This is a genomic window from Sorangium sp. So ce448 (assembly GCF_051520915.1).
GTDB classification, from domain to species: domain Bacteria; phylum Myxococcota_A; class Polyangia; order Polyangiales; family Polyangiaceae; genus Sorangium; species Sorangium cellulosum_B.
In genome coordinates this window covers 158,538-182,424 of sequence record NZ_CP150343.1, presented here as the reverse complement: position 1 = coordinate 182,424, position 23,887 = coordinate 158,538, and the positions used below count along the sequence as shown (strand labels likewise).

The following is a 23,887-nucleotide window of genomic DNA, read 5'->3' as shown; positions in this document are numbered from 1 at the left end:
GCCGCTCAGGGCAGCTCCAGCACGAACGTGGAGGGGCGCGCGACCAGCACGTCGCACGGCGCCGAGCGCATGACGGATTCAGCCACGCTGCCCAGGAGAGCGCGCGAGATCCCCGAGCGCCCGTGCGTCCCCATGATGATGAGATCGGCCTTCCATCGCCTGGCTTCGCGGCCGATCGCGTCCCTCGCGTCGCCGCGCCGGACCGACGACTCCCACGTTATGCCGAGCCCGTCGAACGAGTCGAGGAGGCGCCGGAGGCCGGCGCGCGCGTCGTCATGGTATCGCGCCTTGTAGGCCGCGAACTCCATCGAGGGGAGGGCGAGCGCCATCCTGTCCTCGAAGGGCACGCGGTAGGCGTGGATCGCCCGGATGCGGCTCACCTCGGGGTCGATGACCTTCGTCGCGAGCGCGGCGCTCCGGAGCGCGACGTCCGAGAGCTCGACGGCGAGCAGCGGCCGCCTGTAGGCGCCGGCGGGGGCTCCTTGTACGACGAGCACGGGAGTGTCCGCGTGACGGACCGTGAGCTCGGCCGTCGACCCGAGCAGGAGATCGAGGATCGGGCGCTCCCCGCGCCTGCCGAGGACGATCAGCTCCGCGCCGTGGCTGCGCGCATGACGGATGATCTCGACGAACTCTCTGCCGACGAGCACGCTCGAGACGACCTTCAGACAAGCGTTCCCCGCGCCTCGGGCGACATGGAGGGCGCGGGCCGCGATCTCGTCGAGCGAGCGACGCGCGGCCTGCTCCGCGCTCTCGCCCTCCGCGGGCGAGGCGGGCGCTGGCAGCACGTGAACGAGGCGCAAGGTGCTGCCCGCCGAGAGGGGGAGGCGCGCGGCGCGCTCGATCGCCGCGAGAGCCCCCGGCGAGAAATCGGTCGCAGCGAGGACGTCGCCGAGGCGAGCCTCGCGGCGCGGTGGGCTCGTCGTCCGGCCGTCGCGCTGGGGGGCCGGCTCCGCCTGGGCGGGCGAGCTGGGCGGCGTCGTGGGCGTGGCGTTGGTGCGGCGCATCGGCTCGTCGCGCAAACATAGCAAGCACATCAAGCCACGCGCCAGGCGTCGCGGCCCGCCCTGCGGAGAGCGCACGTACCGCCGAGGGCCTGCGAGACACCGAAGACGCGGAAGGTGCACCGCGCCACGTAAGGATTGCGCTCGAGGTGGCGCGGGACTCGCCATGTTCGTCAACGTCAAAGCACTCCGGCAGGCGATCTCAGCTCAGTACGCCCGCCGGAGTCGTCGCGCCGCTCCGCCGAGCGGCGCGAGCGGAGCGTCGCCTCGGTGACGGCCGGTCTGACGCGGTGTCAGGTGTGGTGCCTTGTCGGGCAGGCGACTGGCATTCCCGAATCGCTCACGCTCGGCGCTTCCACTCGCGAGGATGTCGGCGGCCATGGATCACACCGACGACCACGATGGCGTCGGGCAGGACCCGGTAGAACACCGCGTAGGGGAACCGTTCGACGAGCACGCGCCGGACGTCTCGGTACAGCGGCGGGTACGCGAGCGGTGCGCTCCGAATGCGCCTGATGGCGTCATCCAGCTCTCTTCGGAAGACGGCGCCGAGCCCAGAGCGCTGCTCCTCGTACCAGCGGAAGGTCTCGAGGGCTTCGGAGCGAGCTTCGGCGAGAAAGACAACGCGGCTCACGACTCGCTGGTGGTCATCTCGGCACGAACGTCCTCCCAGGGAACACCGGCGGGGCCTTCGAGATCGAGACGATCCAGACGGCGGTCGAGCTCAGCGCAAAGCTCGGAGCTCAGGGGGAGCTCCTCCGAGGAAAGGCTTCGCCAGAGGTCATCGATCAGCTCGAGCTTCTCGTCGGCGCTGAGCTTGGAAAGGTCGAGCGCGGGCTTGCCCATGGGTGGATCCTGCACCAGAAGGGCCGGCGATGCCAGCACGGGCAAGCTGGGCCGGGCGTCGATGGCCCTCGCCGTCTGCCGGCGCGGCGCGGGCCCCTGAGCTCGGCGGATGCTGGCTGCCGCTGCGACCCACCGATGCCTTGGCGTGGAACGGCGTCCAGGTGCCCTGGTCGATGTTCCGTCTCCCCTGACGCGAGCGGCCGCGCCATTGGCTCGGTGAATTCAACAGCCTGCGGCATGGCGAGAGCGCGCTCTCGTCCTTGTCATCCCCGTGATGGGAGGCCGACGCTGGCAAGGTAGGCCTCCAGGGCCGGCGCATGATCGGACGACACGATGGCGCCGATATACCCGTCCGGCCGGACGAGCACCCAGTCGCCGGGCGACACGCCATGAGCAGCGCGGAGATGGCCGTCATCATCGACGATGTCGCCGCGCGGCCCGACGGCGTGGATGTGAAGTCCGGGGCGCGGCGCGACGGCCGAGAGCCGGTCCGACCCGTAACCCAGCAAGGTCCACTGCGTCCCCTGGAAGAGCTTGAAGAGCCGCGTCGGCATCCCCGCCACGCCGCGGACGGGCGCGTCCGGCGCTCGGCCGCCCGCCCGGATGCCGCCGCTTCGTTTTGGCTTCTCCATGGCCAGCGACGATTCCGGGTATCCGAGATCGAGCTGATGCACCTCGCGCCCGCGGCGCATGTCGCCTCGCTTCGCCGCGTCCAGGAGCTTCGTCGTCAGGCCGAGCGTCTCCGCGGCGATCGGCCGGCGCTCCTCCTCGTAGGTCGCGAGAAGCGCCTCCGGCGCGCCTGCCAGAACGGCGGCGAGCTTCCAGCCGAGGTTGTAGGCATCCTGCACGCTCGTATTGAGGCCCTGCCCACCCGTCGGCGGGTGGATATGCGCGGCATCACCGGCGAGGAAGACGCGCCCGTCCCGGTAACGGTCGGCGAGGCGCGCGTTCATGGTGTAGGCGGAGGCCCAGGAGACGGAGCGGATCACGACGTCGCCTCGGCCCGTGCGGCCCGTGACCATCGCTGTCAGGCCTTCTGCGGAGAGATCGACATCCCCCTCGAGAGGAATCGGCGCCTGCACCTGGAACATGTCGGTGCCGACGAGCGGGCACAGCGATATCTGCTTCTCCATCGATCCTTCGTTGAAGCGATGCCAGGCGGCCCTGCTCAATCCCTCCAAAACGACGTCGGCAACGACCGCGCGCACCCCCAGGGTCTTGCCGGGAAAGCCGATCGCGAGCGCGTGCCGTACGACGCTGCGGCCGCCGTCCGCTCCGACGAGGTAGCGGACGCGGACGGTCTCCTCGCCCGCCCGGCCAGCGATGCGGGCGTTGACCCCCTCGCCATCCTGCTCGAAGCTCTTCAGCTCGCGGCCGAACTCCGCGGACTTCCCGAGCTCCGCCAGACGCTCGCGCATCACGGCTTCGGTCAGGAACTGAGGCACGAGGAGCGGCAGACGATAGGGCTCGCCAGGCGCCGGCTCCTGAGGCTCCATGATCCGGGACTCCTCGTAGCCTCCGTCGTCGCGATAGACCCGCGGGGGCGGGTACAGGCCGCCGGCCGCAACGACGCGGTCGAGGATGCCCATGTCCTCGAACACCTCCTGGCTGCGCGGCTGGATCCCTTTGCCGCGCGAGCCGCAAAAGGGCCCGTCCTGCCTGTCGATGAGCCGGAACGCAACGCCCCGACGGGCGAGCTCGATGGCGAGGGTCAACCCAGCAGCACCTGCGCCGACGATCAGGACATCCGTCGAAAAAGTAGATTCCATGGCGAGCTCCGCTTTTTTGGACCGCGTTTCAGATATGTGTATCATGCATATAACTGCGCCCTCCGGAGCGTCAAGGAAATTTGTGCAAAATACACGCATCACAAAAAAGAAGCTCCGCGAGCTCCACGGAGCCATGGTCGATCTGACGGCGCTCATGAACCAGCCGCAGCGTGATCAGGCGCTGCTCGCGGAGGCAGGCATCTCCCTGGATCAAGCCCTCTTTCGGCTGCTGGTGGGGATCGAGCGCTTCGGGCCGATCGGCGTGGTCGAGCTCTCGAACCGAGCCGGGCGCGATTACACGACCGTCAGCCGCCAGGTCGCGAAGCTCGAGAGCCTTGGGCTGATCGAACGTCGGCCGAGCCCGGCCGATCGTCGCGTCCATGAGGCCGTGATCACCGACAAGGGGCGGCAGATGACGGACGCCTTGGACGCCGCGCGTCAGAGGCTTGCGGCCCCTATCCTCGCCACGTGGAGTGAAGAGGACTTCAGCGACCTGGTGCGCCTGATGCGCCGGTTCGTGGACGACTTGATGGCGTCGTCCAGCGGGACGGACAAGACCTGAGGTGGTCGCAGGCTTCCTGCGGCGCCGCCTTCACCCGGGGCACGGCGTGTGCGCCCCGGCGGCGTGCACCGGGGCGCGCCTCCCCGGCTCGAAGCGGATCGGCAAGCGCGCCGGGCCGTGCACGATGAGCGCCTTGCGCGGCTCCCACGGCTCGTCGCTCGCGCGCCGGAGGCCCTTCAGCCGGCAGAGGAGATCCGGCAGCGCGATCCGCGCCTCCAGGCGCGCCAGCGCCGCCCCGATACAGAAGTGGATGCCGTGGCCGAACGCGATGTGCGGGTTGGGGTCTCGCCCGATGTCGAAGCGGCCAGGGTCGTGAAATTGATGTGGATCCCGGTTCGCGGAGCCGATCACGGGCAGCACCAGCTTCCCGGCCGGGATCACCTGGCCGTGCACCTCGACGGCGCGCCTCGTCTCGCGGAACACCATCTGCAGCGGCGAGCGGTGGCGCAGGACCTCCTCGATCGCCGAGGGCAAGAGCTCGGGCGCCGCCCGGAGGCGGAAGAGCTCCGCCGGGCTCTCGAGGAAGCACAAGACCGCGTTGTCGATCAGGTTCGTTGTCGTCTCGGTGCCCGCCGCGAGCAGGAGCTGGAAGAAGTTCAGGATGTCTCCCTCGGCCAGCCGCTCGCCGTCCACCTCGGCCTCGACGAGCCGGGTCAAGAGGTCCTCCGCCGGCGCCCTCCGACGCGCCTCGATCAGGTCCGCCAGGTACGCCTTCATCTCTTCCTTCACCACGGCGTGCTCGCTCACGGCCCTCGCCGCCTCCTCGCCGCCGGAGATCGTGTGGCTGAGGTTCACTATCACCTCGCTCCAGCGCAGCAGCCGCGCCCGGTCCTCGGGGGGAACGCCGAGCATCTCCGCGATCACCATCGTGGGCAGCGGCCCCGCGTAGTCCGCCGCGAGGTCCATCTCCCCGCGCTCGATCCACGGATCCAGGAGATCGCGCGACAGCTCCCGGATGCGCGGCTCCAGGCCCGCGATCGAGCGCGGCGTGAACGCCCGCAGGACGATGGATCGAAGCTTCGTGTGGCGCGGCGGGTCGGAGAAGACGATCCAGTCCGGCGCCTTGCCGGTGGGAGGCGTCACCGAGGAGCTGAAGGCGTCATGATCGGTCAGCGCCCGCTTCACCCCGTCGTAATCGAAGACCATCCAGAGATCGAGCGGAGCGACATGGAACACGGGAGAGCCGGTCCGCAGCTGATCGTAGAGGGGGTAAGGATCCCGCCGCATCTCGTCCGGGAAAAGGTTCATCGTCGAAACCTCCGTCGTCTGGAGTCGCCGGTGGCAGCTGCTCTTCGGAGACGATGGTAGTCGATGCCCCCACGAGATGGAGCGCTGGAACGCGCCTCCGGCGCGAATGTGCCAGTCGACACGACCCGGACGGACGCGGCGCACGATCACCGCGAGCCACCGGCGGCCCCTGATGAGCCCGCGGCGCCTGACGTAGCGAGTCCCGGGCGGCGCCTGACACGGGTCCTCTCGCGCGGACGCGGGAACCGGTCGGGGCCCGGCGCCCGTACCCAGGCCGAGCCCTCGACGCGCCGGCGCCGCTCGGTAGCGCGATGCCCGCGTCCCCGGGGCTCGAAAGGACATGGACCATGCGTATCGCCTCCTCGTTTGCCGCCGCCGCCCTCGGAGCTTCCTTTGCCCTCGCCGGCTGCATCGCCGAGGAGCGCGCCCTACGCGACGAGCCAGGCCGAGTCGACCTCACCGATCGACGCGCTCCGCTCGCCCATGCTGGCCGTCACGCCAGGATCCAGGTTCACCGCCGTTGGCAAGATCGGCTCGAACCCTGGCATCTTTCAATTCAGCGGCACCGTCCGAACGAACTTTTGATCCCACGGTGAACCCGGGCCTCCTGCGGCGCAGCGCAGGCGCCGCGAGCACCGCAGAGCCCGCCAGCCGGGCCAGACGGCGCGCCCCGGCTCGATGCCGTCGATACCGCCGCACCGAGGCCGCAGTGCTGATGTCTGTAGGCCTCAATCGGCCCGCCGCAGAGCCGGCTGGAGCCGCGGGATCCCAGACAACCCCCCCGCCCCACGCGACGGCGGGGCGTGCACACGCCTTGCATAGACCGCGCTGCGACGCGCTGCGAAGGCCGGCTCGCAGGTGAGCCGCCCTGTCGAGGCCGATCCGAATTCGGACGGCCGCCCATCGAAAAGTCCACCGGTAGCGTCCCGCGAAGCCTATAAGACGGCCCGGGAAACGCGGCGTACTCGACGATCATCCGCGTCGAGTACGCCGCGTTTCCCCCAACTTGCCTGCGCGCCGGAGCAGTCGACGGCCGCTCGCCCAAAGCACCCAAGGTGATCCTGCGCATGAGAGCCCCCTTGCCCCCTCGATGGATCTGCGGCGCCGCCGCCCTAGCCGCGGCGGCGTGGGCCGCGCCAGCGTCCGCTCAGGAAGCGGGACCGGCGCGCGGCCTCGCCCTCAACCGCTTCAGCCCCGCGCCCGCCGGCGACCGGATGTTCGGTGTGCCGTCGCCGTACGCGGCCTCGCCGAACCAGGACGGCAGCGCGACGCTGCACGTGATGCTGCTCGGCGACTACGCCCACAACCCGCTCGTGCTCACGCGGCAGGGCAGCGACGAGCACCTCGGCGCGATCGTCGGCCACCAGCTGTTCCTGCACCTGAACTCCTCGCTCACGCTCTGGGACCGGCTGCACGTCAACGTCGACCTGCCCCTCGCCGTGCTGCAGCAGGGCGACAGCCCCGCGGCCGAGGGCCTCTCGTTCAGGTCGCCGAGCGACGTGCAGCTCGGTGATCTCCGGGTCGGCCTGCGCCTGCGCCTCCTCGGCGATTACTTCGACCCGTTCCAGCTCGCCGTCGGCGGCTTCGTGTGGGTGCCGACCGGCGACCGCGACGGCTCGTTCGTGGGCGAGGAGTCGGTCCGCGGCCTGCCGCAGATCCTCGCCGGCGGCCGCATCCCGGGCTTCGTGTGGTCGGCCGCGGCCGGCGTCGATCTGCGCCCGGCGCAGACGTTCGCGCAGGTGCGGCAAGGCCTGATGTTCAACGGCGGCGCGGGCGTCGGCCTGCTGCTGGGCTCCGAGGAGCAGCTCCAGATCGGCCCCGAGGCGACCGTGTCGACGGTGCTGGAGGACCCGGAGGCCCGCAACACGAACGTCGAGGCGCTGCTCGGCCTGCGCTACCGCTTCGCGCCGACGCTCCGCGACTTCGAGCTCGGCGTCGCCGCCGGCCCCGGCTTCACCTCGGGCATCGGCACCCCGGATTTCCGCGCCGTCGCGATGCTCGCGTACTCGCCCGAGGTCCGGCGCGCGGACCCGGACCGCGACAAGGACGGCATCGTCAACGAGAAGGACGCCTGCCCCGACGTGCCCGGCGTCGGCGACCCGGATCCGAAGAAGAACGGCTGCCCGCCGTCCGATCGCGACGAGGACGGCTTCCTCGATCGCGTCGACGCGTGCCCGGACACGCCCGGCATCGCGAACGACGACCCGAAGAAGCACGGCTGCCCGCCGCCCGGGGACCGCGACAAGGACGGCATCACGGACGACGTCGACGCGTGCCCGGACGAGGCCGGCCCGGCGAACGAGGATCCGAAGAAGCACGGCTGCCCGCCGCCGCCCGACAGGGACGGCGACGGCGTGATCGACGCGGAGGACGCCTGCCCCGACATCCCCGGTATCCGCACCTCGGATCCGGCGACGAACGGCTGCCCCGGCGACCGCGACGGCGACACGGTGCGCGACGATCAGGACGCCTGCCCCGACATCAAGGGCAAGCCCGATCCGGATCCGACGAAGAACGGCTGCCCCGTCGCCGTGCGCATGACCGAGACCGAGATCGTCATCCTCCAGCAGGTGCAGTTCGACACCGGCAAGGCGACCATCAAGAAGGTGAGCGATCCGCTCCTCGATGAGGTGGCGAGTGTGCTGAAGGAGCACCCGGAGATCACCCGGATCGAGGTGCAAGGACACACAGACCCGCGCGGCGGACGCGCGTACAATATCAAGCTCAGCCAGGCGAGGGCCGATTCGGTCATGAAGGCGCTGGTCCAGCGCGGCGTCGAGGCCGAGCGGCTGGCGTCGAAGGGCTACGGGCCCGACGTCCCGATCGCGGACAACGACACCGACGAGGGACGCCAGCAGAACCGCCGCGTGCAGTTCAAGATCCTCGAGAAGAAGCCGAAGCAGCAGCAGGAGGCGCCGTGAAGAGACGTTGGGTCATAGGTAGTCTTGTGGGGCTCGCCTGCGTGGGCGGGCAGCGCGGGGCCGCGCACGCCGCGCCCGAGTTGCGCGAGCAGGTCGACCAGCGGGGCGACTTCATTCTGATCGGGAACACGCTGGGCAACGAGTGCGGTGGCGATGACATCGCGTCGCCCGTGGTGGGCGACCGCGGCCCGTGCGGGAGCGGCACCGGTGACAGCGCGCCCGACACCTACTGGCGCTCCGACTCGCCCGCGGAGGGCCAGGCGGAGGCGAACACCACCATCACCGCCGCCCAGGCGCGCACCACCGCCGTGCTCGAGGTGCCGCCCGGCGCGACGGTCACCCACGCGTACCTCTACTGGGGCGCGCACCTCGGGACCAGCGGGACCGCGGACCAGGCCGTCACGCTGGAGCGGCCCGGCGCGGGCGGCTTCTCCGAGGCGGTGACCGCCATCGACAGCGTCGAGACGATCAGCTCGAGCCGTGTCTACTACCAGTCGGTCGCGAACATCACCGCCCTCGTGCAGGCGCACGGGTCCGGCGCGTACCGGGTGAGCGGCGTCAACAGCGCGAGCTTCGTGAACAGCGACTTCAACAACCACTTCGCCGGGTGGTGGCTGGTCGTGTTCTACGAGCTCGCCTCCGAGCCGCCGCGCAACCTCGCGCTCTTCGACGGCCTCGACACGGTGGCCAACGGGTCGACCCAGAACACCACCCTGACCGGGTTCCTGGTGCCGAACGCGGGCTACGACGCGAAGATCGGCATGGTCGCGTTCGAGGGCGACCTGGCCCACACGGGAGACCAGTTCCTCTTCAACGGGACCGCGCTCGGCAACACGCTGAACCCGGTCGACAACTTCTTCAACGGCACGCGCACCTACTTCAACGCGCCCGTGTCGAACGTCGGGGACCTCCCGCAGCTCGCCGGAACGCAGGGGACGATGGCCGGCATGGATATCGACGTCTTCGATATCACCTCGCTGGTGACCCCGAGGCAGACCTCGGCGCCCATCCGGGCGTCGAGCGACAACGACCTGTACTTCCTCGCCGGCTTCATCACGTCGATCTCGACCTTCAAGCCGGACTTCACGTCCTCCTCGAAGTCGGCCGTCGACGTGAACGGCGGGCTGCTGCTCCCGGGCGACCAGCTCGCGTACACGATCGAGGTCGTCAACAGCGGCAACGACGCGTCGAGGGGCACCGTGCTCACCGATCCGCTGCCCGCGGGCGTCAGCTACGTGCCCGGCTCGCTCTCCGTCGTGGCGGGCGCCAACATGGGCGCGAAGACGGACGCGGCCGGCGACGACCAGGGCGAGTACGACGCCGGGACGCGCACGGTCCGCGTGCGGCTCGGCACGGGCGCGAACGGGACGGCAGGGGGGTCGATCCCCGCCGGGATGTCGTCGCGGGTGACCTTCCGGGTGACGGTCGACGCCAACGCCTCGGGGGTCATCGCCAACCAGGCGATCGTCCGCGCCGCCGGGCAGCAGGGCGCGCCCGAAGAGGACACGCCGACCGACGGCAACGGCCCGACCGACGGCGTGCCGCCGACCGAGGTCGTCATCGACGCGTGCGAGACCGACGCGCAGTGCGCCGCAGCGACGCCTCACTGCGACACGGCGGCGGAGCCCAACGAGTGCGTGGAGTGCCTCACCGACGCGCACTGCGGGCCGCTCTCGCCGACGTGCGACCCCGACACGCACGCCTGCGAGTGCGTGCCCACGGGCGCCGAGGTCTGCGGCGATTCGATCGACAACGACTGCGACGGCGTGTTCAACAACGGCTGCGACTCGGACAACGACGGGATCGACGATCCCGACGAGGTCGAGGCCGGCACCGACCCGAACGACGCGGACAGCGACGACGACGGCGTGATCGACGGCGAGGAGCCGGACTTCGACGAGGACTCCGACGAGGACGGCCTCATCAACGCGCTCGACCCCGACAGCGACAACGACGGGCTCTACGACGGCACCGAGCTCGGCCTGCCCTGCACCAACGCGGCCACCGACGCCGCCGCGGGCCACTGCCGCGCGGACGGGGACGCCGGCGCGACCAAGACCGACCCGCTCGACGCCGACACCGACGACGGCGGCGTGCCCGACGGCCAGGAGGACTTCGATCTCGACGGCGTCGTCGACGCGGGCGAGACCGATCCGAACGTCCGCGCCGACGACGTGCCGCCGACGGACACCGACGGCGACGGGCTGAGCGACGATTTCGAGGAGACGATCGGGAGCGATCCGAACGACGCCGACACCGACGACGACGGCGCGCTCGACGGCCAGGAGCCGAACCCCGCCGACGACACCGACGGCGACGGCCTCATCAACGTGCGCGACGTCGACAGCGACAACGACGGGCTCTACGACGGCACCGAGCTCGGGCTGCCCTGCGACAACGAGGACACCAACGCCGACGCGGGCCACTGCCGCGCCGACGCGGACGGGGGCGCGACCAAGACCTCGCCTGTCGATCCCGACACCGACGACGGCGGCGTGCCCGACGGCCAGGAGGACCTCGATCTCGACGGCGAGATCGACGCGGGCGAGACCGATCCGAACAACGGCGCCGACGACGGGACGCCGGCGGACACCGACGGCGACGGGCTGATCGACGACATCGAGGAGGAGCTCGGCACCGACCCGAACGACGCCGACAGCGACGACGACGGCGTGATCGACGGCGACGAGCCGAACTTCAGCGACGATCACGACGGCGACGGCCTCATCAACGCGCTCGACCCCGACAGCGACGGCGACGGCCTGTTCGACGGCACCGAGCTCGGCCTGCCCTGCGACAACGCCGCCACCGACGCCGCCGCGGGCAACTGCATCGCGGACGCCGATCCCACGACGACGACGCACCCGCTCGACCGGGACACGGACGACGGCGGCATCTCCGACGGCGCGGAGGACGCGGATCACGACGGCGCCATCGACGAGGGCGAGACCGATCCCAACAACGGCGACGACGACGCGGTCGGCGAGGACCGCGACGGCGACGGGCTGCCCGACGCGGAGGAGGAGGCGATCGGGAGCGATCCGGACGACGCCGACACCGACGACGACGGCGTGCCCGACGGCCAGGAGCCGAAGCCCGGCGAGGACACCGACGGCGACGGCCTCATCAACGTGCGCGACGTCGACAGCGACAACGACGGGCTCTTCGACGGCACCGAGCTCGGCCTGCCCTGCGACCGCGAGGGCACCGACGCGGAGGCGGGCCACTGCCGCCCCGACGGCGACGCCGGCGCGACAAAGACCGACCCGCTCGACGCCGACACCGACGACGGCGGCGTGCCCGACGGCCAGGAGGACATCAACCTGAACGGCGTCGTCGACGCGGGCGAGACCGATCCCAACGTCGGCGAGGACGACGGGACGCCGGCGGACAGCGACGGCGACGGGCTTGTCGACTCGCTCGAGGACGAGATCGGCACCGACCCGAACGACGCGGACAGCGACGACGACGGCGTGATCGACGGCAATGAGCCGAACTTCAGCGACGACCACGACGGCGACGGCCTCATCAACGCGCTCGACCCCGACAGCGACGGCGACGGCCTGTTCGACGGCACCGAGCTCGGCCTGCCCTGCGACAACGCCGCCACCGACGCCGCCGCGGGGACCTGCATCGCGGACGCCGATCCCACGACGAAGACGAACCCGCTCGATGCGGACACGGACGACGGCGGCGTGACCGACGGCGTGGAGGACGCGAACCACAACGGCGCCATCGACGCGGGCGAGACCGATCCCAACAACGGTGAGGACGATCAGACGGCGTGCCGGCAGGACAGCGACTGCGGCGGCGCGACGAGCGGGATGATCTGCGAGGATCACGCCTGCGTGGAGGGCTGCCGCGGCAGCGACGGCAACAGCTGCCCGTCCGGCGAGGTGTGCAGCTCGACCGACAGCACGGCGGGCACCTGCGCGCCCGAGAGCGACAACGACCCGACCGGCATCTTCGCCGAGGGCAACGGCTTCTGCGCCGCTCGGCCGACGCCCGCGGGCAGCACCCGCGGCGCCGCCGCGCTCCTGCCCATGCTCGCCGCCCTCGCCGGCCTCGCCCTGCGCCGGCGCCGCGCGGGCCGCTGACCGGCGGATAGAGAGGCCCACGGCCGCGCGCCGCCCCGCCCACCTGGCGGGGCGGCGACCCCTCCGGCGGCCGCGGGCGCCTCTCACCGCGGGCGCCCTCTCAGGGGCGCCGAGATCCCCCACCCGCTCCTCTACCTGCTACCTGCGTTCGCCCTCGCCACCCCGCGGCGCGGGCGCCAGCATGTAAGTTTCTTGTCCACCTGTAGCCGTCCTCCGTAGCGTACCGCGCCAAGGAGAACGACCATGGAGATGCTGCTCGCCAGCGAGCGCCGCGCCACGCGCCGCGCTGCGATCGTGGAGTGCCAGGCCGTGCGCGAGCGGGGCTTCCGGCTGCTCGGGACCCGGGCGATCGACCTGTCGATCGACGGCATGCTCGTGCTGACGAGCGCCCGCCCGCTCACGGGTGAGCCGGTGATCGTCTCGTTCCGGATCCCGGACACGAACGTCTGGATCGACGCGACGGCGACGATCGCGCGCACGCTCCACGGCCGGCGCCTGGGCGACCCGGGGCGCGCCGTGGGCCTGCGCTTCGACCCGCTCGACAGGACGTCGAGCCGGCGCCTCCGCGCGGCGCTCGAGCATTTCCCGCCGACGTACCCCTACCGCGCGCAGCGCGTCGACTACGCGGCGACGGCCGCGATGATCGCGCTCGGCTGATCTGCGCGCTCGAGCGACCGAGCCGCCCTGACGCCGCTGCGGGGCAGCTCCCCGCGGTGAGGGATCAGAGCGAGCGAGGGGGCTCGACGTCGGCGACCGGGAACTCGGCCTTGAAGCTGGAGAGCCGGACGGCGAACACGACACGACCCTCGTCGACGCGCGGCATGCGCGCCGGATCGACGCGCGCCTCGAGCAGGCGCGCGTGGCGGGCGCTCCCGCGCGCGGTCGGCACGCAGAAATAGTCGTGCCCGTCGCGGTGGTGCACAAGCCGGCGGAGGCGCGCGGGCACGAGCGCGCTCGAGGCGGGCAGGCTCGGGCCCGCGGCCGCGAAGCGCAGATCGGCGAAGACGTCGCCGCCCTGCGACGCCCGGAAGCGCTCGCTCCCGTCCGCCTCGCGCGCGATCTCGAAATCGGCGTGCTCCTTGGGGATAGCCCAGTTGTGCTGCCCGTTCACCACGCTGTCCCACGAGCTGACGTAGATCTTGCTGATGGACCAGCAGAGGCCGCGGCGCGTGCGGAAGCGCCCGGGGATGAACAGGAGCTCGCGGTAAGGCCCCACGTTCGACGACGTGTAGTCGAGCGCCATCAGCAGGCTGTAGCGCCCCTCGAAGCGGGGGCGGAGCGCCTCCGGGATGAAGCTCTGCTCCTGGCGCAGCCGCTCCGGGAGCTCGAGCATCACGATGGTCGCATCGCCGGCCAGCGTCCACGGCGCTGGAGCTGGCTTCACGTCAGGAGGATGACCTCCGGCGCTCCGGCTCATCACGACCTCTCCCTGGACTCGATGGTATCGGGCACCTCGAGCAGATCGATCGCCCCCGGGGGGCGGCGCGCGCTCGCGAGCTCCGATCGCTCGAGGTGGGCGAGGACGGCGAGGACGGCCGCTTCGTCCCACGCGTCGCCGAGGATCTGCAGGCCGATGGGCAGGCGCTCGGCGTCGACGCCGACGGGCGCCGTGCCGGCGGGGAGGCCGGTGAGGTTGCCGAGGAAGGCGAAGCGGCACATGCCGTCGAGGGCCATGGGATCCAGGAAGGCGCGGCCTTCCTCGGCCTGCGCGTAGGGGGGCGCCGTGATCGCCGTCGTCGGGAGCGCGAGGACGTCGACGCCGGCGAGGGCGCGCGCCACCTCGCGCCGCATGCCCGCACGGAGCCGCGCGGCGTCGATCTGCTCGAGCGCGGTGACGCCCGAGAGGAGGCTGAAGGTGACGCGCAGGTCCTCGCTGATGAGGTCGCGCTGCTCCCTCCAGGCGCGCTGGAACGCCGCGAGCGACTCGGGGCCGATGACGAGGTAGCCGATGGAGGCCGCGTGCCTGGCGAGGGGGATCTTCACGTTTACGAGGGTCGCGCCCTCGCGCTCGAGCGCGCGCAGCGCCCCCCAGCACACGCTCGCGACCGGGGTGGAGGCGTCGCGCCACTCCGCCTCGTCGACGCCGATGCGCAGGCCGCGCACGCCGGCGCCGAGGCGCGCGCCGAAGCCTCCGGCGGGCGGCGGGGGCGCCCATGCGGTGAGGTCGTCGTCGGGGTCGGGCTCGCTGGCGACGGCGTCGAGGAAGCGCGCGAGATCGGCCGTGCTGCTGGCGATCGGGCCGGCGTGGGCGACCGAGCCCTTGAAGCCGTCGCCGGCGCGGCTGACGCGGCCGAAGGTCGGCTTGATGCCGAAGACGCCGTTCAGCGCGGCGGGCGCCCGGATGGATCCGCCGCCGTCGCCGCTGGCCGCGAGCGGCGCGAGCCCGAGCGCCACGCCGACGGCGGAGCCGGTGGAGGAGCCGCCCGCGGCGCGCTCCCTGTGGTGCGGGTTGTGGGGCATGCGCTGGTGGACGCTGTTGCCGATCGGCGACATGCCCCACTCGGTGAGCACGGTCTTGCAGAGGAACACGGCGCCCGCCTGCCGGAGCCGGGCGACCACGGCGGCATCGCGCGCCGCGGGCGGCTGCGGGCCGCAGGGCGAGCCGAGCGTGGTCGGGAGGCCCTCGACGTCGAACTCGTCCTTCACGAGCAGGGGCACGCCGTCGAGCAGGCCGCGCGGCCGCCCCGCGGCGTGGCGCGCGGTCGACGCCTCGGCGTCCCTGAGCGTGGCCTCGCGCGAGGTGGCGACGGCGATGTTCATGCACGGGCGCTCGGCGGCGAGCGCCTCGAGCGCCGAGAGCGCGCGCTCGGCGACGCGGAGCGGGGTGGTGGCGCCCTTGCGGTAGGCCGCCGCGTAGGCCACCGAGGGCCTGGGCCAGTCGCGGACGGGGGGCGCGCCGAGCCCGGCGTCCTCCCAGCGCCGCGGCGGCGCGGCCTGGAGGGGGCGCGCCTCCGCGGGGACGTCGTCGCGGAAGGCGTCCGGAAGCGAGGCGAGGCGATCGATGCCCAAACTGCGCTTCATCACCTCCCGGAGCGCGGCGGAGGATCCGGGCGCCTCCGCGGCGAGGCGCGCCGCGGTGAGCGCGCGGCCGGTGAGTCGGGGGACCTTCATGCGGCGCAGCTTACTCGACGGGCCGGGCGGCGCGGCGCTCATGGTCAGGGTGCTCCGCGGGATCACGCCGTGGCTGCGTGTCGTCGGTGGCGGGCTCGGTCGTCGTTCCTCGTCGATCCGCGCGTGGGAGGGCCTGGGACGTCGGCCGCCGCGACCCGGTGCTCAGGCAGACGAGGTGAGGTCGTCCCAGGCAAGCACCGCCTCGGGGAGCAGCTCGCGCAGCCATGTCACTGCGCGCCCCTCGGACAGCCTCCGCTCGAACACCAGCGCCGCGTCGCCCGCGTAAAACGTGCCTGTGGAGTCGGTCGCTTCTTCCACCTCGTCCAGGCCGAGCGCCCGCGCGAGCTCACGACCGTGCGACGACCGCGAGACATGAACCGGCACTTCCTTGGGGTGTCCCCACAACGCAATGCGGGAGACGAAAGCGCGCACCGAGTCGCTCGTTCGCTCCCACTCGTCCCAGCCGAACCCATAGGCCCACATCCTGCCGTCCTCCGTCACGCAGGCGAGGGTGTCAGGGTTGTCGATGTCTCGCGGGCTCACCAGGATCGCGGGGCCATCCGGCGTCTGCTGGAGCGGCCATTCGGCGACGCTCCCTTCGCCGAGGGCTCGATCGAGCATCTGGATCCCGCCGAAGCGCTGGATCCGATCGACGCTGCGCAGACCGCCGAACGAGGCCTCGGCGTCAGCGACCGTCCTGGCGAGCGCCTCGCTGCCACCGTTCTCCAGCACCCACGACGCAAGCCGCGCGGGGTCGCCGGGATCGTGCAGCCGGCACAGCCAGCGCGATGCCGCCTCCCTCGCGCGAGGCGACAGCGGCAGCGTCTTCGATTCCGGATCGACGGTTGCGCAAAGAAACCCGACCACGCTCTGCCGAAATCGCTCATCTGGCGCCGCAAGCTGGAGATCCAGATGCCAGGCTTCGTTGTCCAGGGCTGCTCGCCCGGTCGCATCGACGAGATCGTCGCGAAACTCGATCCAGCCAGAGTCCGGCGCGATAGGCGACTCGCCGGCCGCTCGCACCACCGGAAAGACGCACTGCAACAGCAGGGCCGCGCACTCTTCGACCCAGGGCCGCAGGCTCGTTGCTGTGGGGCCCAGCACGCGCAAGAACACGTCGTCGCGCAATGCGAGAACCCCGTCGCAAACATACCATACGAAGCCGTGCAGACGAGACGGACGACCCGCCTGGCCGACCCGGCGAGCAACGCCCTTGACGAGAACGTTCGTCTTGTCGAGCGCGGTGACCCGTCCCGTCTCGGGATAGAAGTTCCCGAGATCGACACGCGCGCGCAGCTCGAAGTTCGGAGCACGCCACGGATCGAGCCTTTCCGCCACCTCGTTCAGCTGCGCGAGGGAGGCCGTGAGCTGCTTGGCACCGCAGATGGATCGGAGCTGGGGGCTGAACGTACCTTTCTCGATGGTTCCGAGAAGGGGATGGCTGAATCGAGGTTTCACGTCCGCCCCCAATCGTTGCTCTCCCCGGCGCTTCCGAAGACATCCGGCGTCATTCCGGCCACACGATTGCGGCGGTGCTCAATCTCCGCATCCGAGCCACCTCTACCTGAAGCGCTCTGCAATGGCCAGCACCTCCGACACGCTGGAGACGCCGCGGGACATTCACTGAATGCCGCACACCTCGACGAACCAGACGGCATCCCCGTCCACGAGTACCTGCGCAGCAGCATCAGAGATGTCTTCGCGGAGACTGAGTCTGTTCGAAGGCGCCTCCAGGATCCCGACGAGTGATGGCAGCCGAGCGGCAGGCGGCTCGCTCGGCGCTCGTGATCGGGCCAGGCGTACGCACGCCCGCCGACCGCGAGCATGCGCTGCTGTGCCGCGAAAGGCTGTGGAGACCGCCACCACGGAAAACCTACCCCGCGAGGGTCTCGCACACCCGTGCCTCGGCTCGTGGGGTGAAGCACTTCAACAGCGCTCGCTCACCGGAGCGCTGGAACGCTACGAGATCGGCAGAGATTGCCAAGGAGGCGCAGTCGTCCGTTCCAATCGGGTCGACCACGAGCCCCAGGCGCTCGCAGAGCTCGTTCATGGGGAGATCCGACTCGCACGTGGCCGCCACCCTCGCGTCGAAGCGGAGGATTCGCTCGACGTAGGCGGCGTAGCTCGATGCCGAGATGGACCACAGGCCCTCCTCGAACGCGTACCGGTGGATGCGGCGGTCCTCACCGAGATAGACGAACGCGTCCGACGTCCCGATGTCCCAGTAGCCGACCAGCAATCGCGATGGCTCACCGGGCGGAAGCCAGGCGTCGCCGGAGACGAGGAGCGGCGATTCGAACGCCTGCGCGGAAGCCTCGCCTGCGAAGAACTCGGCGTGACAGAGCACAGGACCGCACATGGCAGTTCGATCGAACCGCCGGACGCCGTGCGCGAGGCCGAGCGCTTCCGAGACGGCATCGCCAAGGCGGGAGGATGCTCCCTGTGCGTGGAACCACGCGAAGAAAGATGGGATGCCGTCGTCGTTGACGACCACGAACCGCGGGGCCGTAGTCACGTCGTTAAACGACGATTGCCACGGAGCATGCAAGCGTGCGATCGCTCGTTTCCCGAGCCCCAGCGATACCCCTCCGCCAGGGAGGCGGTAGCGGACGTCCGCGCTGCCATTGCGCAACTCAAAGGATCCCTCAACACCCCACTCCCGGTCGTCGAACGATAGCCCCTCGCCTTCTTCCACCGGTTCGCCCTCGGCGAGCACGGCCGAGTAGGCAGGGAACCAGATCGGTTTGCGTGGCCTCCGCTCGCCGAAAGCTTGGATCCAGGGGATGAGCCGCTCGGCGCTTCGCGCGTAAAGGCACCACGTGTCCCGGCTCTCGGTGACCAGCACGGAGCCCTCATACCATCTGAATGAGCCACACTTCTCCGGAGCAGACGGCACATCACCACCGCGCGCGTGAACGGCGTCGAGGATCTCATCACGAGCGACGGTGGGGGCGCCCGTGCAGGCGAGGTAGCTGTCCTCCCAGCCCGCGAAGCGCGAACGGAGCCGCTCGCGGTCCCTGGGTGGGACGCCAGGGAGCGCAGGAAAATCAAGCGTCTGAATCTTCTGCGGTAAGGTCATAGCTGTTGCCATTGGCCATTCACATAATCATACGTGCCCGGGGTCATGCCGCTGACCCGCCGCACGCGTCGGTCCCGCTCGGCCCGCGACATCTGTCCAGCGGCCACTTGCTGATCCAACACCTCCGCGTATCTCGAGGTGTTTGCGCGATTCGCATCGGCCAGGTTCCCCGAGTTGATGTCGTTACGAAGCTGCGTGTTGGCGAGCGCCGCGCGTGCAGCCGTCGGCGGCGGCAGTGGGGTGCCTGGAGGTGCGTTTCGCGGAGGCGGCGGGGACGCTGGGACGACAGGAGGAGACTGCCCCACGCCCGCCATAGCGTGGAGACGCGCAAGCATCTGCGAACAGTTAGGGCATGGCGCACAAGCCGTCTGGTTAGGGTCGCTGTCGTTGCTCCCGATGCTGCCCATCCGACGAAGAGCACGCCGCAGATGCCGCTGCCCCTGCGGAGTACCAGGATCACACGAGACTCCATTCCGTCTCTCATAGTCCTGAAGGTAGCGGCTCACGGCATCCGGCTCGGAGCAGCCACCGGCTGCTCTCGGCATGGCATTGCGCACTGGAAGCGCGGCCGCGACAGCGGGGTGAAGCTGCCGTTGATACGGTTCATCACTGCCAGGCTCCGTCAGCGGTGTTCTCGGGTCTCGCGCCGAATACCCAGTTTGCGTGGGACCGGCGCCTCGACGAGATGTCACCGTCGAGCGCATCAGCCCGTCAGCGTCGACCAGCGCGAGCGGCCTCCCGCTCACATACCCGTACGCTTCGAGCCCCCCTTCGAGCCCCAGCGGCTCCGGGCTCAGGTACGTCGCGCTCGCCGGATCGAAGTACCGCCACCGGTTGTAGTGGAGCCCCGTCTCCGGCTCGTACCAGTGCCCCGGGAACCGGACCAGCGTGGCAGCAGCGTCGCCCGCGATAACCCGACCGTACGCATCGGTCTCGAAGACCTGGTCGACATTCCCGTCAGCATTGACGAGCCCGAGCGGCACAGGCGCCCCGTCCCGGTGCACGAAGTACTTCCAGGCACCCGGGCCCGCCTCGGTGTCGATCGCCTGCGCGACCGGCGCCGGCGAGCCCGGCGAGTACGCGTAGCGCCGGCGCTCCACCAGCGTGAACGCCGCAGGTGCGCCTGTGGCGCTCGCCTGGCGCTCCACCGTCTCCTCCAGGAGGTCCTCGCCATCCCAGCGGTAGCGATGCCGCACCATCGCCGTGTCCCGCCGCAGCAACCGCTTCTCGATCCGCCGAGCGAACCCATCGTAGACGAACTCGAGGCGCGTGCCGTCGGGCAGCGTCATGCCCGAGAGCAAGCCGAGCGCGCTCCATGCGTAGGTGGTCACCACGGTGCCCTCCACCTTCTTCACGAGCCGGCCGCGCGCGTCGTACGTGAGGGCCGCGCCGTTCGTGGTCACGAGGCGGCCGCCGCTGAGGTGGGACTGCGCACGGCCGTCGATCCATTGCACGTCGCCTCGTGGCGAGAGCACGTAGTCCTCGGTCCTGGCCCGCCCCTCATGCTGCTTCTGCGCGATCCGGCCGCGCGCGTCGTACAGGAAGGACTGCGCCCCACGATCGCGATCGGCGAGCACCTGGAGCTCGTCGGCAGGCGACCATCGGTAGTCGAACCGCAGGGTCTCCGGGCCGGCCAGGCCGCCGACCCACATGGGTTCGCCCGGTCGGATGACGGCGGTGCCGCCGCCGAAGACCGCCGAGCGGAGGACGTTGCCGTGCGCGTCCCTCGTGAGCTCGATACGGCCGCCGCCGGCGAAGAAGCGCCCCGTCTCGCCGTCCGTCGGGTCGTACGCGAACCTCGCGATCGGCTGGTCCGCACCCCGGGTACCCGAGAGATCCGAGAAGACGAGCGCGGCGCATCGCCCTGCTGTGTCGCGCGGGGCGGAGATCGAAAAAGCGCCGAGCGCTTCCACCTTCGTGCGATGCAGGCCGGCGTCGTAGACGTGGCGGAGCGATGTCGCGGACGAGGGATCGTCCTTCCGCTCCGTGTCCTCGCGGATGCAACGCCCTCGCTCGTCGTACGTATAGAGCGTGCAGACGGCCTCCGTCTCGAAGCTCAGGAGGCGCCCGCGCTCGTCGTACTCCAGCTTGTGGGATGTGTCGTCCGAGAAGGTGCGTGCGATCAGCCGATCGAGGTCGTCGTAGGCGAGCTCGACGAATTCGCCGTCGTCGAAGGTGATCCTCGACAGCCGCCCGGCCTGGTCGTTCCTGTACCGCAGCCAGCGACCGTCGAAGGTGCGCTCGGAGAGGATCCGCCCCTCGAGGTCCCGTTCGATGGTGTGCACGTCGCCCTCCTCGTTGACGATGCGTACCATGTCGAGCTCTCGGTCGTAGGCGTACGAGACGCGCGTGCCGTCGCTCCGCTCGACCGCGATCACCTCGCGGAGGCCCGCGTAGATCAGCCGGAACCAGCGGCCATCCGCGTCACGCTCGCCGGCGAAGCGGCCGGCCTCGTCGTAGTTCGTGACCGTGCGAGCGCCCAGCGGCGAGCGGTGCTCGACCACACGCCCCATCGCGTCGTAGATCCAGCGGTGGACCCCGCCCTTCTCATCCCGCATCTCCACGAGTCGCCCGAGGAAATCGTAGCGGAGCGCCCGCGCGCCGCCGTCCGGCTCGACGATCCCGACGCGGTTGCAGAGCGCGTCGTACGTCATCGCCGTCTTGCCGCCGTCAGCGGTCTCGGCGTGGACAAGGCAGCCGCGCTCGTCGTAACGGAAGCTCGCCACGAGCCCGATCGCGTCGGAGAGGTAGATCAGGTTGCCGTTCGGATCGCGCGCGTGCTGCGTCTCCAGGCCCTCAGGACCGCGCGTGGTCACGACATTGCCGCGATCGTCGTAGCGGTAGTCCGTCACATGAGCGAGCGGATCGACAACACGGTACGCGCCGTCGGCCTCACCCATCCGCCATATGCGCCTGAGGCCGTCGCGATACCCCACCAGCTCGCCTGCATCGTCGAACACATTTTCGTGCACCTGCCCCGCCCAGACGATCCGGTCCGCCTTTCCGAAAGCGTTGACCCCGATCCTCCGCAGGGCGCGCGACGTGATGACGTTGTTCTCGTCCCCGCAGTACTCGACCTTCGCGTGCAGAAACCCCTTCGCGCGACTTCCGTCCGCCAGCACCTCGGGCACGCCCTCGGCCAGGAGCGCGCCTTCCTTGGGATCGTTGCACCACGTCTCCACGCAGCGACCGCGGTCATCATAGCGGTACTGCACCTCGAGGCCCGTGGGCCAGCGCTCCAGCACGAGCCGATGGTCTGCGTCGTACGCGAAGGTCATCGCGTGCCCCAGGGCATCGCGCGCGACCACGAGATCTCCGCGTTCATCGTACTCGTACGTGCGGAAGGACGTCCAGGCGCCTCTCGATGACGCGTTCTTCACCTCGAACGCGGCGATGCGGCCGTCGCGGTGACGACGCACGCGGAGCAGGCGGCCCACGCTGTCGTTCACGAGCTGGAGCGGACCGGTGCCGTTCTCGTAGAAGAGCCGTGCCTGGTTGCCGTTGTGATCGAGGAGCGCGCTGAGGCGGAACTCGTTGTCGATGGCAAAGACGTCCTCGAAGACCCGCGTGATCCCGTCGTCCGCCTTGAGGAGATAGCCGTCGCGGGTGCGCGTCAGCAAGCCGACGGGGAGCTTCACGGTCTCTCCCTCGTAGGGGCAGCGGCCCTCGCACGCGAGCGCCGTCGCGGTGACCACGCGCACCCTGCGGCGGCGGAGCTCGATGACGCGCCAGCCGAGCGAATGATTCCAGCCGTAGCCAAGGCCGTAGTCGAGGTCGCGCTGCGCAGAGTTATAGGCGCGCTCGATCACGAGCGGGAACGCTCCCGGCAGCGCCATGTCGGTGACGGCGAGCGTGTAGACGCGGCCCGTGACGGGATCGATGGGGTGCCCCGCGTGCGTTCCTCCACCGCCCCCATGCGTCGGGTTGGGGCAGCCGCCGCCGCTGCCCTGACCGCAGCTGCCAGCGTTGCGGCCGCCGCCCTGGGCGCCGTTGCCGCCGTTCTTGCCGCCCGCGCCCTGATCGCCGCCGGCGCCGTTGCCGCCCCGCCCGCCGCTGCCACCGCCGGTGCCGCCGCCGCCGAGGATGAAGACACCCGGGTTCATGCCAGGGATCGCGGGGATGTTCGGAGCCGGAGCCGTGCGCGGCATGATGCGATGGTCGCCCAACGAGCCACGGAGTCAATACCCGCTGCCACGCAGAAATGTGCTGGGATGCTGTAGCCCATGATAGGTTGACAGAGCGTGGCGTCCCTGCACTCGACGCCTGAATCCGCGATGAGCTCGACGGGTGAGCGCGGGCCGAGGTTGCCTCGATAGAGGGCCGACGCTCGCATTCCAGAGGCGGAGGGCAATCATGGCTCACGGGGCGTGCGCCGCCCGAGCGCTCGACCGCCAGCTTGTCACAACGTCCTGTCGATAGCGCCGTCCTCAGGCCTCCGGCTGGGCCGCAACCTCGTAGAGCTCGCGGACGTCGAGCCGAGCGCCGATCGACGCGAGGTGCGCGACGTCGCCGTCCCGCGCGACGGCAGACGTGAAGTCGCCGCCGACGTCGCGAGTCCACACCTCCACGCTGCGCTCCCGGTGCGACACCAGGACGTACTGGCGCAAGGAGGCGAGGCGCTTGAAGTGCTCGAACTTGTCGCCACGGTCGTACTCCTCGGTGCTGCGGCTGAGCACCTCGACAATGAGCGTGGGGTTCGTCACGGCTTGGTCGTCCTGGGTGTCGCGCTCGAGCGGCCCACACACGACCGTGACGTCGGGGTAGGTGGCGAGGCCTGTCGACGGTACACGCACGCGAAGAGCGGCGTCGTAAGCACGGCATCGACCTCTGCGAAGCTCGGGGAAGAGGAGGCCGATGACCGCCGCAGCGAGCGCGGCATGCTCGGGCGTACCTCCCGCCATCGCGTCGATCTGGCCGTCCAGGTACTCGTGCTTGACGTTGCTGGACGCCTCGAGGGCCAGGTACTCGGCGTACGTGTAGCGGATGCGATGTGCCGGGGCCACCATGGCCACGCAGTATGGCACAGCAAGCAGCGTCCGCCTCGGATAGCGAGCATCCGGGCGCGGCCTTCTCCGCAGGTGCAGCATCATCGCGGCTTCGTTTCAGGGGTCTCTGTCCATGGACTCATGCGCCGGTGCGCATCGACACACGATCGCGCGCTGCCCCCCCCCGGCGACCTCGATCCCCGCCAAACGAACTTCCGCACGCGCGCCCGGCCTCGTGTGTCCCCACGCGCACGCTGCCGCTCGC

15 protein-coding genes are annotated in these 23,887 nt (G+C 70.6%); 4 read left to right on the top strand and 11 right to left on the bottom strand.

Annotated elements, in window-relative coordinates; translation table 11 throughout:
* Positions 1-5 precede the first annotated feature (5 nt).
* From WMF45_RS00735 to WMF45_RS00720, 4 genes are all read right to left on the bottom strand, one after another.
* Positions 6-1,007, bottom strand: coding sequence for a universal stress protein (locus WMF45_RS00735; protein ID WP_437715055.1), 1,002 nt, complete (start codon positions 1,005-1,007; stop codon positions 6-8).
* A 337-nt stretch (positions 1,008-1,344) separates the two neighbouring features.
* Positions 1,345-1,638: a type II toxin-antitoxin system RelE/ParE family toxin gene (locus WMF45_RS00730; protein ID WP_437715054.1), complete on the bottom strand. Its 294-nt coding sequence runs from the start codon at positions 1,636-1,638 to the stop codon at positions 1,345-1,347.
* A complete protein-coding gene (locus tag WMF45_RS00725; RefSeq protein ID WP_437715053.1) occupies positions 1,635-1,850 on the bottom strand; it encodes an addiction module protein in 216 nt (71 codons plus the stop codon). The genes WMF45_RS00730 and WMF45_RS00725 overlap by 4 nt, the downstream gene beginning before the upstream one ends.
* 263 nt (positions 1,851-2,113) lie before the next feature.
* The gene (locus WMF45_RS00720; RefSeq protein WP_437719680.1) at positions 2,114-3,619 is read right to left on the bottom strand and encodes an FAD-dependent oxidoreductase; all 1,506 of its coding nucleotides are present in this window, start codon (positions 3,617-3,619) and stop codon (positions 2,114-2,116) included.
* A 43-nt stretch (positions 3,620-3,662) separates the two neighbouring features.
* Between WMF45_RS00720 and WMF45_RS00715 the strand changes: the two genes are divergently transcribed.
* Complete coding sequence (locus WMF45_RS00715; RefSeq protein WP_437719679.1) at positions 3,663-4,181, top strand: MarR family winged helix-turn-helix transcriptional regulator; 519 nt, start codon at positions 3,663-3,665, stop codon at positions 4,179-4,181.
* A 30-nt stretch (positions 4,182-4,211) separates the two neighbouring features.
* Here WMF45_RS00715 and WMF45_RS00710 read toward each other — a convergent pair whose 3' ends face one another.
* A complete protein-coding gene (locus tag WMF45_RS00710; RefSeq protein ID WP_437715052.1) occupies positions 4,212-5,429 on the bottom strand; it encodes a cytochrome P450 in 1,218 nt (405 codons plus the stop codon).
* A 1,067-nt stretch (positions 5,430-6,496) separates the two neighbouring features.
* On the opposite strand from WMF45_RS00710, the gene WMF45_RS00705 reads away from it, so the two are divergent.
* The 3 genes from WMF45_RS00705 to WMF45_RS00695 all read left to right on the top strand — a co-directional run bounded on the left by WMF45_RS00705 (position 6,497) and on the right by WMF45_RS00695 (position 13,104).
* Positions 6,497-8,350, top strand: a complete 1,854-nt coding sequence (locus WMF45_RS00705; protein WP_437715051.1) for an OmpA family protein — start codon at positions 6,497-6,499, stop codon at positions 8,348-8,350.
* Complete coding sequence (locus tag WMF45_RS00700; RefSeq protein WP_437715050.1) at positions 8,347-12,447, top strand: DUF3344 domain-containing protein; 4,101 nt, start codon at positions 8,347-8,349, stop codon at positions 12,445-12,447. Before WMF45_RS00705 ends, WMF45_RS00700 begins: the two co-directional genes overlap by 4 nt.
* A gap of 243 nt (positions 12,448-12,690) precedes the next feature.
* On the top strand, positions 12,691-13,104 hold the full coding sequence (locus WMF45_RS00695) for a PilZ domain-containing protein (RefSeq protein WP_437715049.1): 414 nt from the start codon (positions 12,691-12,693) through the stop codon (positions 13,102-13,104).
* A 64-nt stretch (positions 13,105-13,168) separates the two neighbouring features.
* Here the strand turns inward: WMF45_RS00695 and WMF45_RS00690 are convergent, their stop codons facing one another.
* The 6 genes from WMF45_RS00690 to WMF45_RS00665 form a co-directional block, all read right to left on the bottom strand.
* On the bottom strand, positions 13,169-13,864 hold the full coding sequence (locus tag WMF45_RS00690; RefSeq protein WP_437715048.1) for an acetoacetate decarboxylase family protein: 696 nt from the start codon (positions 13,862-13,864) through the stop codon (positions 13,169-13,171).
* On the bottom strand, positions 13,864-15,558 hold the full coding sequence (locus WMF45_RS00685) for an amidase (RefSeq protein ID WP_437715047.1): 1,695 nt from the start codon (positions 15,556-15,558) through the stop codon (positions 13,864-13,866). The genes WMF45_RS00690 and WMF45_RS00685 overlap by 1 nt, the downstream gene beginning before the upstream one ends.
* Positions 15,559-15,720: 162 nt before the next feature.
* Entirely contained in the window at positions 15,721-17,016 is a 1,296-nt protein-coding gene (locus tag WMF45_RS00680; RefSeq protein ID WP_437715046.1) for a hypothetical protein, read from the bottom strand.
* A gap of 415 nt (positions 17,017-17,431) precedes the next feature.
* Positions 17,432-18,637, bottom strand: coding sequence for a hypothetical protein (locus tag WMF45_RS00675; RefSeq protein ID WP_437715045.1), 1,206 nt, complete (start codon positions 18,635-18,637; stop codon positions 17,432-17,434).
* A complete protein-coding gene (locus tag WMF45_RS00670) occupies positions 18,634-22,785 on the bottom strand; it encodes an RHS repeat-associated core domain-containing protein (protein WP_437715044.1) in 4,152 nt (1,383 codons plus the stop codon). Before WMF45_RS00670 ends, WMF45_RS00675 begins: the two co-directional genes overlap by 4 nt.
* A 279-nt stretch (positions 22,786-23,064) precedes the next feature.
* Positions 23,065-23,643, bottom strand: coding sequence for a Uma2 family endonuclease (locus WMF45_RS00665; protein WP_437715043.1), 579 nt, complete (start codon positions 23,641-23,643; stop codon positions 23,065-23,067).
* Between the last annotated feature and the right edge of the window lie 244 nt (positions 23,644-23,887).

Coding starts and splice junctions, on each gene's coding strand:
- WMF45_RS00670 (WP_437715044.1), bottom strand. CDS start 22,785: ATGCCGCGCACGGCTCCGGCTCCGAACATCCCCGCGATCCCTGGCATG.
- WMF45_RS00720 (WP_437719680.1), bottom strand. CDS start 3,619: ATGGAATCTACTTTTTCGACGGATGTCCTGATCGTCGGCGCAGGTGCT.
- WMF45_RS00675 (WP_437715045.1), bottom strand. CDS start 18,637: ATGACCTTACCGCAGAAGATTCAGACGCTTGATTTTCCTGCGCTCCCT.
- WMF45_RS00685 (WP_437715047.1), bottom strand. CDS start 15,558: ATGAAGGTCCCCCGACTCACCGGCCGCGCGCTCACCGCGGCGCGCCTC.
- WMF45_RS00665 (WP_437715043.1), bottom strand. CDS start 23,643: ATGGTGGCCCCGGCACATCGCATCCGCTACACGTACGCCGAGTACCTG.
- WMF45_RS00735 (WP_437715055.1), bottom strand. CDS start 1,007: ATGCGCCGCACCAACGCCACGCCCACGACGCCGCCCAGCTCGCCCGCC.
- WMF45_RS00710 (WP_437715052.1), bottom strand. CDS start 5,429: ATGAACCTTTTCCCGGACGAGATGCGGCGGGATCCTTACCCCCTCTAC.
- WMF45_RS00725 (WP_437715053.1), bottom strand. CDS start 1,850: ATGGGCAAGCCCGCGCTCGACCTTTCCAAGCTCAGCGCCGACGAGAAG.
- WMF45_RS00705 (WP_437715051.1), top strand. CDS start 6,497: ATGAGAGCCCCCTTGCCCCCTCGATGGATCTGCGGCGCCGCCGCCCTA.
- WMF45_RS00690 (WP_437715048.1), bottom strand. CDS start 13,864: ATGAGCCGGAGCGCCGGAGGTCATCCTCCTGACGTGAAGCCAGCTCCA.
- WMF45_RS00715 (WP_437719679.1), top strand. CDS start 3,663: ATGCATATAACTGCGCCCTCCGGAGCGTCAAGGAAATTTGTGCAAAAT.
- WMF45_RS00695 (WP_437715049.1), top strand. CDS start 12,691: ATGGAGATGCTGCTCGCCAGCGAGCGCCGCGCCACGCGCCGCGCTGCG.